The organism is Sporolactobacillus caesalpiniae, assembly GCF_040513385.1.
Classification (GTDB): Bacteria; Bacillota; Bacilli; order Bacillales; family Sporolactobacillaceae; genus Sporolactobacillus.
Genome location: NZ_JBEVCB010000001.1, coordinates 198,841 through 210,745, shown reverse-complemented (window position 1 = coordinate 210,745; position 11,905 = coordinate 198,841). Strand labels below are relative to the sequence as shown.

Here is an 11,905-nt window from a genome sequence, read left to right as displayed (position 1 = left end):
CATTAGCATAGTAAAGCATGTACTGTGTATTTTAGCTAAAATATAAAAATAAGTCAATAGAAAGTTATTTTTGCGTACGTTAGAAAAACTGGGCAAAGAGCGCCCGGTTGTTACTTCCGCAGGATGCGGTGACTTTCGCGTTGCTTACAGGACCTATGCGTCATTAGCGAAAGTTCTTCTATTGTTAGCGAAAGATCCCTTACACTTAGCAAAAGCTCCTCTTTTATAGTGAAAGTTTCCTTTGCTCTAAATACCGTTTTGAATCATCAACCTTGTGCGTGAACAGACATTTCTATGATCCTTAATTAAGTAACGAGTAAAATAAGCGGAGATTTTCCGCTTATTTGCATCCTAGCGCTTGTTTTACAGGTACATAAGGGTAATTTTTCCGCTTATGCACAGAAAAACCCGCCATTTTCATGTTTTTCGATTCGATAAGCGGAATTTCTCCGTCTATTTAGGGGATTTTTTCATTCATTTTCTAATTAAGCGGAATTTTTCCGTTTATTTCTCTGATTGGGCGCTTACCTGATCACCCAATCGAATCTTATGAACTTATTGTCGTACCGGCAAGGCAAAACGCTATACTTTTATTTACTTATCAAAAAGGACGGCCAAGGGCCGTCCTTTGATGATTCTTGTTGGAACTATTCGTAATTAGAACTTGCCGCTGCTCAATGCAGTTGCTACGAGGCGTTTCGTAATTTCACCACCAACGGAACCGTTGGCACGTGAAGTCGTATCAGGACCAAGCTGTACACCAAATTCAGAAGCGATTTCGGTTTTCATTTGTTCAAGAGCTTTTTCTGCACCTGGAACAAGGATCTGGTTGCTATTATTTTCTGCCATGTCTCTCACCTCCTTGTGACATTATAATGTGCAATCTTCAGTTCCTACATGCACAAGGAGGTATGGTAATTATTGCAATTGATTCTTGCGAATCACACGAGGCAAGAAAACTGGATTGGTTTATAAAAGACCGCTCAGTTCTTCTTCGTTCGTATCCGCGTCAATTATAATCGTCTCAATTCCTTCAACCGCCTCATTCACCAATTCATCAACGGCAAGGTTGCGCTCAAAACGTTCCGCGTGAATACGATCGGGACGTGTTCTCGGTGCTTTCGGCAAGAAGATTGTGCAGCAATCTTCATACGGACGAATAGAAATCTCGTACGTGTCAATCTTCTTAGCAATTTGTGCAATATCAATCTTGTCCATTGTGATCAGCGGTCTAATGATCGGAAGATTGGTCACCGCATTGATGGTATTCATACTTTCCAGCGTCTGGCTGGCAACTTGACCGAGACTTTCGCCGGTAGCAAGTGCAAGCGCGCGACGCTGCACAGCCTTTTTCTCGGCTATACGAAACATGAGACGCCGCATGATAGTGATCCTGTAGTCTTCAGGAACGGCATCACGAATCGCAACCTGAGCATTTGTAAAAGGCACCAGATGCAGGACAAATTTACCGCCGAATTCACGTAGTTTCTTCGACAGATCCATTACTTTTTGTTTGGCACGATCGCTCGTGTATGGAGGGCTCTGAAAATGAATCGCTTCAATTAAAGCACCGCGTTTCGCAACTAAATAAGCGGCTACAGGGCTGTCGATGCCTCCCGACAAGAGCAGCATTACCTTACCGCTTGAACCAACAGGAAGTCCGCCCGCGCCCTTGACTTCTTTTCCGTAAATACGTGCCTCGTGATAACCGACCTCAACACGTATGATAAAGTCCGGATGATGAACATCTACGCTCAGCCAATCGCAATGCGTCAATACTTCTCCGCCCAAATCCTGATTGAGTTCACTTCCATGAATCGGATAGCGTTTATCCTTCCTTCGTGCGGCAATCTTGAAAGTCTTAGCATCTTTTTCTTGACCAGCAACCCGCAGGACACCTTCACGGATCTCTTTAATATCTGTACCGACTTTAATCGCCGGAGAAATGTTCTGGATACCAAACACTTTTTTCATTACTTCGAGTACATCCGACGACTTTTCACCATTTAGTTTTATTTCCAAGTCATCGAAATGACGTTTGATCTCAAGTTGAGGAAAACGGCGCAGCTTCTCTCGGACATCATTCTCCAATTTGATAACAAACAGTTTCTTATTCTTGCCCTTTAAGGTGATTTCTCCAAAGCGAACCACCAAATAATCATAAATCACTCAATTCACCTCATTACAATCTTTAACTGACCGACTTTTTCAGCGAGCGTCTGTAGAAATTGATCAATTTCTTTTTCCGTTGTCTCATAAGCCATACTGATCCGTATTGCCTGTTCGGCTTCTTCGTCAGAAATACCCATAGCGGTTAAAATGCCGCTCGCACCGTTTTCTTTTGAAGAACATGCCGACTTTGTCGAGACATAAATATCCTCTCTTTCCAAGGCATGCACAAGAACCTCGGATTTGATACCAAGAAGCGATACATTGACAATAGAAGGAGCCGAATTGTGTTCCGGTGTGTGCACAACTGCTCCGTCAAGCTGCTTCAGCCCTTCAAACAGCTTGTTCTGGAGTTTGGTTAGATGACGAATTCCCTCACGTTCATGCTCCAATGTGAGGCGAAGTGCCTTCACCATGCCGCAAATCCCCGGTAAATTTTCAGTACCTGAGCGAAGCTGATGCTCCTGACCGCCACCGGCAAATAAGGGAGAAAGCAAAGTACCTTTACGCACATATAATAACCCGGTTCCTTTTGGACCATGGAATTTATGACCAGAAATGGTACATAGATCAATTCCACTGTCTTTCAAATGCAACGGTACTTTAGCAAATCCCTGAACATGGTCAACATGAAAAACCGTTTTTGGTTTTTGTTTCAGAAAAGCACCGATTTCTTTTACAGGCTGAATCGTTCCGACTTCATTATTCACATGCATGATGGAAACAAGGATCGTATCGTCGCGGTATGCTTCTTTGAACTGTTCAAAGGATACACAGCCATTATGGTTAACCGGCAAATAGGTGACTTCAAAGCCAAGCTCTTCCAATTGAGCGAATGCGTTCTCGGCCGACGCATGTTCAATTGCGGAGGTAATTAAATGCTTCCCACGGTTTCGATAGGCGAAGGCCGCCCCTTTGATCGCGAGGTTATTTCCCTCTGTCCCACCTGAAGTAAACACGATCTCACTTGGTTCACTATCGAGCAGCGCCGCAGATTGTTCACGTGAACGGGTAAGCAGATGCTCGCTCTTCCCGCCTAAACTATGGAGTGAAGAAGGATTAGCGAAATAGTGTTCAGAGACTGTACGATAAGTATCCATTGCCTCGGAATACGGTTTCGTTGTTGCACTGTTATCTAAGTAAATCATGAAAATGTAAAAACTCCTTTCAGAAATAACTCATATCATTAGAAAACTTAACTTCGCCAAACCCTGACGTAGGCGAAATCGCCGTCGCTACGGCCATGGACGGCCTAGTGTCCGGCTTGCCACAGGACATGGCGTTTATGCCGGACCGCTTACACGCGTTTCCTTGAATCCTTTATTTTTATACATTCTTATCAGTGTCAGCAAGGGTACTATTATTCATTAGTGCCCACCTTGTCTGAATCGTAACATGAGTATTTTTTTTTCCATAGTCAAACCTCGCGTTCTTCAAACAACTCGGTACGTTTCAAGACCTTTGGCTCCTTCTTTTCGACCGCACGAACCGCGGTTTCAACCGCCGCCTGATAATCGTAGTTTCTAAAATGTTGTTCGGCTGCTCTTAATGCCTGATCAATATCCGGGTAGTCCGTACGGTAGCGGTTGCCATACTGAATCATTTCCTCGGCAAAATTTGCTGTTTCAACCAGTTTTTCTGCCTGATTGAAGACATCATTGATATCCTCACTCGCTTGAGCAAGCAATGTCTGTACTGTTACCATATTCAGCGGTTTTTCATCCAGTTTCTGATTTACTGAATTGAGCTGTTCGCCTGCTTTTTGCAGAGCCGACGCAAATGAACCCGGAACTCCCGGCAAATTGCTTTTTAGAATCAGTTGTTTCGTCTCAAAAAGTTGCCGTTTCAGATCCTGAATCTTTGTTCTGGCACTCATTTCATCCTTGCGAAGCGCCTTTATCTTCTCGCTGAATTCGTCGGCAACCGTCTCCATATCGGTCAATTCTGCTTTCAGTACCTCGAGCTTATCGAAAATCAAACTGAATGCTTCTTTGTGGTCTTCGTTACGCGTTTCATTGAGCGTATTCTCCAACTTTTGAAATGATTTGCTTAGATCGCGCTGCATCTTAAGATCGTCGTCAGTAATATGGTAACTGTCACGAACGATTTCCGTCTCATCATTGAGATCCTTTATTTTTCCACCGATGCGCTCCATATTAACTTCAATAGTCGGCGCCACTTCCTGAAGCCGGCTGCGGCTTACCACTTCTTTCTCGAGCTGCGTGTAGAGCCAGTCCAATTGTTCGTGCACACTCTTTAGCCCCTGATCCGCTTCATCCAGTTCAAGTGTGTTTACCGCGGTCGCTAGCAACTGGCAATGCTTCTCCACCTCTTGCAGTTGATCATTAATCTGCAAGTGGTCTAGAGGATAACCTTGATCAGTCATCTCTCGTTCACCTTGGCGAAGCTCTTTCATCTGATCAGGAATAGTTTTCAATAGATCATGATACAGACCTGGGACGCGGCTGATTTGGTTTAGAAGCTGATCTGCTGATGATCGTACATTGATCAGAATTTGCCTAGCATCCAAATAATTGCCGTTCTCCGTCTCGGCCTCATATTTTTTTAATTGCTCTTCTACAGCTTTCATGGATTGTTCGAGCGAAGGAAGCGTACGTCCAAACTGGCTTCTTTTGGTAATGATATCCTTCTTAATTTGGTGAACGGTTTCTTTAATCGGAGTGACGTCTGCTCGATTCTTCGTCTCACTTTCGACAACGACGTTCAGCTCGCCAAGGATTTCCTCAATATGTGTTTCAATCACATTCATTTTTTTGGTCACTTCTTTAATTAGAAGCTCCGCTTTATGAAAACGATACTTCTCGGTAAGTTCCTCTGCATTGAATAACGTTTCCTCTATACCCGGCAAAGACTGGCTCACAATCGTGTCCCAATCCTTGTGCCACTTATCAAATTTTGTCTCTGTATCTCCAGCCATATTAAGCTGCTTAATTTTCGAGAGTTCCATTGCCACCGGACGATTCATAAGATCCGCTCGTCGCGTTTCTGCGCGATCAATGTCAGCGAATGTTCTCTTTCTCATCCAACCGCCATAAGCAACAATAAAGACCACTATCAAAATTAAGCCAACCAACACATAGTACAGCATACGGAACTTCCCCCATTCTCGCATGAAACGCACACTTATAATGACTATATTGTAACAAAATAAAGTGATTTTAGGTCAATAAATTAAAGAAACTGTCGATTTAACTTTGATTTACCCAAGTGGTGCTCCCATTTGAAGTGAGTAAACGGTACACGAACGCAGGCTTCACAGAGTTAGTTCTGATGGCAGAGGACCCTTTCTTCCGTTTAATTGCTGTAAACACAAACAAACTCGCCAGCTGAACCGAAGCCTGCCAAGTATCTTGACACATATACCTTTTCACCATTACACGCGCGGTTGCCACCAAGCGTGATGCAATCAATAAGATAGCGCTAAGACGCGGATTCACTTATGTATAAGTGCCCTCTATTCATTGCATTGCAGACTATTTATCGTTGTAAAAACTGCCATCCGGACGACAAATCAACCTGCTGGCCCAGTCACGAATGAATCGCATATACTGCGTGCAGAAGGATTGTTCGCTCGGCTGTATGAAAAAAACTTCCCGTAAATATTGAGGCTGAAGAAAAGGTGTAATAATCAAATCACGATAATGAATGATGGCAAACTCAATTTGCATCTGATCCATCTGCCTGCCATTTAAAATTTTCTTAAAGATGCGTGCGAACAGAAATTTTTCTTTCATCAAATAGCTCGACATCAGTTCTCGCACTAATTGATTGTCCAATGTCATTTCTCGGTGTACAAACCGTGAAAGATAGAAGCAGTGCTGTTGATACCGAATTAATTGCTCAGCAACAATGGTCAAACGTTCCACTGATGAAATCTGTCCCGATGTCTCCTGCTCCGCTTTCTCTAAAGTGCTTAAGTATCCTTCAAAAAAAGTAGCCATTAAATGTTCCAGCAAGCCCTGTTTTCCACCAAAGTAGTAGGAGACAAGCGCGATGTTGACGCCTGCGTCTGATGCAATCGCGCGAACAGAAACCCCATCGTATCCGCTCATATTGAACAATTTAAGAGCCGAGTGAACAACCGCTTCTTTAGATTTTTTGCCACTTACCCGATTCAAACTTTTCGTTGGCATATCGAGTCTCACCTTTCTCTTTGGCATAGGGACCTGCGTTTACCGATCCTTTTACTATAAACGTTCGGCTTAAAGAACGTCTACCCTCTAAAAACCTTTCGACATATCAGCTGAAAAATCTACGCTATTCTGCTAAAATTAGAGTACTTTCTCATATGATCGAGGTGGAAAGAAATGAATTCTGTCAATAAAACAAGAATTCAAGTACTTGAATCATTAATTAAGGATGAATCAAATCGAATTGCGAACCTGTCCAACGCTTCTGCATGGTTGAATGAATGCCTCGATACAATTAATTGGGTCGGTTTTTATTTACTGGAAGATGGCGAGTTGGTACTCGGACCCTTTCAAGGGAGAACAGCCTGTGTGCGTATCAAAATGGGGCAAGGCGTGTGCGGCACATCAGCTAAGGAGCGAGAAATTCTTCGTGTCCCTGACGTTCATGAATTTCCCGGGCACATTGCGTGTGACGCGGCATCCCGTTCAGAAATTGTGGTTCCGCTGATTAAAGATAACGAACTGATCGGCGTACTCGATATTGACAGCCCGATTTGCGACCGTTTTTCCGAAGATGACCAGCAATTTCTTGAAGCTTTTGCGGAAACACTGGTTACCTATCTCTAAGCTTGACAATTTGCCTTTAAAAAAGGTATAATTGCATTCGTGTAAAATGAGGCAGCATTGCATGGGTTCAAAGCATTTCTATTTTGTTCCTCTTTAGTTGTTGAAGAGGTGTACTGCGTAACCTAGACTGCCTGGGCGAAGGTGCAAGATAGCAAAATATCTTTGAAGAGCTTGCAAAGGTGTCATTTTATACCACTTGAGTTTGCATATGAATGAATGCGTTCATTCACGGCATTCTCGAATAAAATGACGAAGGAGGAGTCAGTCAATGGCTCGCTATACTGGTCCAGTTTGGAAGAAATCTCGTCGTTTGGGTATTTCACTCAGCGGCACAGGTAAAGAACTCGAAAGGCGCCCTTATGCACCGGGACAACATGGTCCGACACAACGTATTAAGTTGTCCGAATATGGTCGTCAGCAACAAGAAAAACAAAAGCTTCGTTTCATGTATGGGGTTAACGAACGTCAATTCCGCCGCATTTTTGATGATGCAGCAAAAATGAAAGGCGTACACGGCGAAAACTTCATGATTCTGCTTGAATCTCGTCTCGATAACCTTGTTTATCGTCTTGGTCTTGCAAGAACACGCAGACAATCACGTCAGCTGGTTAACCATGGTCATATCACGGTTAACGGCAAACGCGTCGATATCCCGTCTTACCGCCTGAAACCAGGTGAAACGATTGGTGTCCGTGAAAAATCGCGCAACCTCGTGATTATCAAAGATGCTTTGGAAACAAACAACTTTGTTCCGGAATATCTAACCTTTGACGAAAAGACTCTGGAAGGCACATACAACAGACTTCCGGAACGTTCGGAACTCCCTGCGGAGATTACAGAAGCAATGATCGTCGAATTCTATTCAAAATAATTTGTCTTGCTGTGAAGGACCTTCCCGGTTTTACTGGGAAGGTCCTTTTTACACTGGCAAGAAAGTATAAGATCTTGAGCATGCTGACCCAGAAAATATAGCCAGACACGAAAGCGCGAGACGCCTGCGGGCCAGGGGAGCCCCCGCAGATAAAAGCATGTATGAGGAGGCTCCCGGATCGACCGCGGCAAGCGAGTAACCGCAGCACTGATGCAACCTAATCCTTCGGAAGTAAAGGCCAAGTGCAACCCAGTTTTTCTAACAAGTTAAGAAAGTATAGCATTTTGCCTTGCCGGTACGACGATAAGGTCATAAGATTCGTGGGGCGATCAGGTAAGCGCCCAATCTGAGAATTAGGCGGAAAAATTCCGCTTATTTAGCAAATGAATGAAAAAATTGCTTAAATAGACGGAGAAATTCCGCTTATCGAATCGAAAAACGTGAAAATGGCGGTTTTTTCTGTGCATAAGCGGAAAAATTACCCTTATTTACCTGTGAAACAAGCGCCAGGATGCATATAAGCGGAAAATCTCCGCTTATTTTACTCGTTACTTAATTAAGGATCATAGAAATGTCTGTTCACGCACAAAGTTGATGATTCAAAACGGTATTTGGAGCAAAGGAGCTTTCGTATGTGAGGATCTTTCGAAGGAGCTTTCGCTAAGTGTAAGGGAGCTTTCGCTAAGTACGCATACGTCCTGCAAGCAACGCGAAAGCCACCACATCCTGTGGAAGTATGTCCTGCAAGCAACGCGAAAGTCACCGCGTCCTGCGGAAGTAAGGACCGGGTGCTTTTTTCCCGGTTTTTCTAACAAGTAAAGAAAGTTTATTATTTTGCACGTTTTCAAACCAATAGACCAGTGTCTTGGCCGAGAATCAAAGCGGAGGTACGAGGGCGCCTGCGGGATTAGGTGCCGGCGAGACCCCGCAGATTTCTGCCTGTTTGAGGAGGCTCGCGGTGCGCCCGCGGCAAGCGAGTAACCGAAGCGACGATTCAGCACCGAAAAGACACAAAACCATCACACATGGCTGGAGATTAAGGACCGGGCGCTTTTTGCCCGTTTTTTCTAATTGGCAGGGAAAAACTTAAGGTGCTTCGATTAATGGCGCTCACTTACCGAGAGCAACACCAAAGTCACCGCATTCGGCGGAATCACCAGATCCTAGGCCGGCCATGGCCGTCGCAACGAGCTCTGGTCGGTTTTTCTTTTCAACCTCTGTGATTTACGCTAATATATAAGAAGCTTTAATTAAATTTTTCTGAATGTTACATGCTAGAGATGACTAAATTTTAGAGGAGATTTGCGAATGCATGCCCCATTAAAAAGCTTTTCCGATTTTTTCGACCGGTTGGCGGAAAAATGGGCTTCAAGCTCAGTAGTCCAAGTAACCCAATCAATAACCGGAATCATCTGGGATTCTCTATTGCTCACGCTATCCGTAATCATTATCGGACTATTTTTCACGGCAGGAACCGTATCCGGTTATTTTGCCGCTCTTGTGCGCGACCAGCCCGTGCTCAGTTATAAAACATTAAAACATGATATCAGCAACTATTCTGAGAGCAGCGTGAGCTACTTTGCCGGCAATATTCCCATCGGCAAATTGAACAGCGATCTTGTTCAAACAAAGACAAAGTTGAGTGAAATGTCGCCACACTTAACTCACGCGGTCATTGCGACTGAGGATGAATTGTTTTATCAGCACCATGGCGTTGTTCCTAAGGCGGTCATTCGTGCCAGCGTGGAAGAGCTGCTGCATAAGCCTCAAGTTACCGGTGGAAGCTCGATCACGCAGCAGCTTGTGAAAAATCAGATTTTAACCAATGAAGTTTCTCTTGATCGAAAATTCAAAGAAATATTGCTTGCCATGCGCCTGGAACGGTTTTTCACGAAGGATGAAATTCTTGAATCGTATCTAAATATGGCTTCGTTTGGCCGAGACGCATCAGGAAAAAATATTGCGGGTGCGACAACTGCGTCCGAAGGCATTTTCGACGTAAAGCCGAACAAGCTCTCAATTGCGCAGGCAGCGTTTATCGCCGGCTTACCGAAAAACCCATTTACATATTCCCCTTTTCAGAACCATGGCGGGCTGAAAAATGATTTATCCGCTGGTATCAATCGAGCACATACCGTGCTGCACCGGATGTATGCTGCCGGTTATATAAACAAAAAGCAGCTGAATCAGGCGATGAACTATGACTACAAGAAACATTTTGCGAAGCGCGGAAATTCTATAAATGACGATTATCCCTACTTATCTAAAGAAATTGAAAACCGGACGAAGGTCATTCTTGCTAAACTGATGGCTCAAAAGCAAGGCTACAATAGCGACAAACTCTACACGGATTATTCAAATTACAAAAAAATCGTATATGAGTATAACAACAATGTGTATCACGGACGCAATCTAAAGGAGATTGCGAAGCTGCATGACTATGACTATTCTTCAATAGCAAATCACTACTCATTGTTCACTAATTTTCTGGACAACGCCTCCCTAAACTTGGCAGACGGGGGTTATCGGATCTACACGACAATCAACAAACCAATCTACGATGATATGGAATCATTCGCACGAAATTATTCAGGATATAGTCCAAGCCAGTATGCGCGCAGGACGAACGGACAGATTTTAGAAGTAAAAAACAGCAAAACAAATAAAATGGAAAAGGTCAGCGACCCAATGCAAGTTGGTTCCATGCTCATTGAGAACAAAACAGGCCGGATCATCAGCTTCGTTGGCGGTCGCGGCTTTGACAGCTCCGAGTTAAATTATGCGACGGAGGTGCCGCGTCAGAACGGTTCAACCATGAAGCCCCTGCTTGTCTATGCACCAGCTATGGAACTCGGATTGATCCAGCCAGGATCAATCGTTCCCGATCTCCCATATAAACGTATTGTGAACGGGAAAGTGTACGCGCCAACCGATTATGGCTCGACATCTACCAGCGCCGTCTTCCATGGCTTTGAAACAGCTCGCGCCGCACTGGCCGCCTCACACAACGTTCCAGCTGTAAGCGTCTTTACAAGACTAAGCGCAGTCACAACTAAGGCACCTGATTACTTGAAAAAAATGGGCATCACCTCCCTTGTCGGGTCGGACGGATACAACGTCTCCGCTGCACTTGGCGGTATTACAAAAGGTATTACAATAGAAGAAAATACCAATGCTTATACCACTTTTGCCAACGGGGGTTCATTTGTTGATGCATATATGATCGATAAAATTACGGATAGTTCAGGAAAGGTGATCTATCAGCACAAAGCGGAACCCGTCCGAGTTTTCTCCAAACAAACCAATTACTTAATGCAGGATATGATGCGCGATGTGTTCACATACGGCACCGGAGCATCACTTCGCGGGATGCTGCAATTCAATTCAGATTTAATTGGCAAAACCGGAACCTCACAGGATTGGCACGACGGATGGCTCGTCGCATCCAACCCAAATATTACGATGGGGGTATGGGTTGGGTATGCTCACAACCAGCAACTGAACCGTAATACCTATTCAACGCAAAGCAAGCAACTGTGGGCGGGTTTTGCCAATCGTGCATACGATGTAGATCCGGACTTAATGGCGCCTAAAAAACGCTTCACTCAACCGCAGGGAGTTGTAAAACAAACCTATTGCGGCCTCACAGACGGCAAGCCAACCGAGTATTGTAAAGCTGCCGGCTTCGAGGTCAACGACCTAATGAATCAAAAATATGCACCAACAGAAGCCATTGAGGCACTTGAGCCTTTTACTGAGCAGCAGAATTCAGAGGAATCTCCCGTTGTGGATCAAGGCCAAGGTCAAGACCAACCCGATCAAAATCAAGAACAGGAAGAGCAAAAAGCTGAAAGCGGACTCTTCAAGTTCAAGCCTGATTTCTTAAATTCGCGCTTTCCTTATACGGATCTTCGTGCAGCTAAGCCTGAGCTGCTAGGTAAAATTCGCCCTTAAAAATAATAGGTAAAAAAATCCCCCGTTGCGTAGGCATCACACAAAGTGCCTTTGCAACGGGGGATTTTTACACTAGAAAAAAGTAAAGAACTTAAGGAAAACAGGCATAAGTAATCCGGAAAGAAAACGGGTT

The 11,905-nt window shown here is 44.2% G+C and carries 8 protein-coding genes; 3 read left to right on the top strand and 5 right to left on the bottom strand.

From position 1 onward, the window contains the following. Nucleotides 1-657: 657 nt before the first annotated feature. From ABWW58_RS00955 to refZ, 5 genes are all read right to left on the bottom strand, one after another. Nucleotides 658-849 (bottom strand): alpha/beta-type small acid-soluble spore protein, encoded by a 192-nt coding sequence (locus ABWW58_RS00955; protein ID WP_093671926.1) that lies wholly within the window; start codon nt 847-849, stop codon nt 658-660. Nucleotides 850-969: 120 nt separating this feature from the next. Further along, on the bottom strand, nt 970-2,169 hold the full coding sequence (gene thiI, locus ABWW58_RS00950) for a tRNA uracil 4-sulfurtransferase ThiI (RefSeq protein ID WP_353867429.1): 1,200 nt from the start codon (nt 2,167-2,169) through the stop codon (nt 970-972). Between the two features lie 5 nt (nt 2,170-2,174). Beyond that, nucleotides 2,175-3,317 (bottom strand): cysteine desulfurase family protein, encoded by a 1,143-nt coding sequence (locus tag ABWW58_RS00945; RefSeq protein ID WP_093671922.1) that lies wholly within the window; start codon nt 3,315-3,317, stop codon nt 2,175-2,177. Between the two features lie 269 nt (nt 3,318-3,586). Continuing rightward, nucleotides 3,587-5,278, bottom strand: coding sequence for a septation ring formation regulator EzrA (gene ezrA / locus ABWW58_RS00940; protein ID WP_353867428.1), 1,692 nt, complete (start codon nt 5,276-5,278; stop codon nt 3,587-3,589). Between the two features lie 385 nt (nt 5,279-5,663). After that, the gene (refZ, locus tag ABWW58_RS00935; RefSeq protein ID WP_353867427.1) at nt 5,664-6,323 is read right to left on the bottom strand and encodes a forespore capture DNA-binding protein RefZ; all 660 of its coding nucleotides are present in this window, start codon (nt 6,321-6,323) and stop codon (nt 5,664-5,666) included. 174 nt (nt 6,324-6,497) lie between these two features. Between refZ and msrC the strand changes: the two genes are divergently transcribed. From msrC to ABWW58_RS00920, 3 genes are all read left to right on the top strand, one after another. After that, nucleotides 6,498-6,947 (top strand): free L-methionine (R)-S-oxide reductase MsrC, encoded by a 450-nt coding sequence (msrC, locus tag ABWW58_RS00930; RefSeq protein ID WP_353867426.1) that lies wholly within the window; start codon nt 6,498-6,500, stop codon nt 6,945-6,947. Between the two features lie 268 nt (nt 6,948-7,215). Continuing rightward, nucleotides 7,216-7,818, top strand: a complete 603-nt coding sequence (gene rpsD / locus ABWW58_RS00925; protein ID WP_093671916.1) for a 30S ribosomal protein S4 — start codon at nt 7,216-7,218, stop codon at nt 7,816-7,818. Nucleotides 7,819-9,126: 1,308 nt separating this feature from the next. Then, nucleotides 9,127-11,772 carry a transglycosylase domain-containing protein gene (locus tag ABWW58_RS00920; RefSeq protein ID WP_353867425.1) on the top strand — a complete coding sequence of 882 codons (2,646 nt, stop codon included), beginning with the start codon at nt 9,127-9,129 and terminating at the stop codon, nt 11,770-11,772. Nucleotides 11,773-11,905 lie beyond the last annotated feature (133 nt).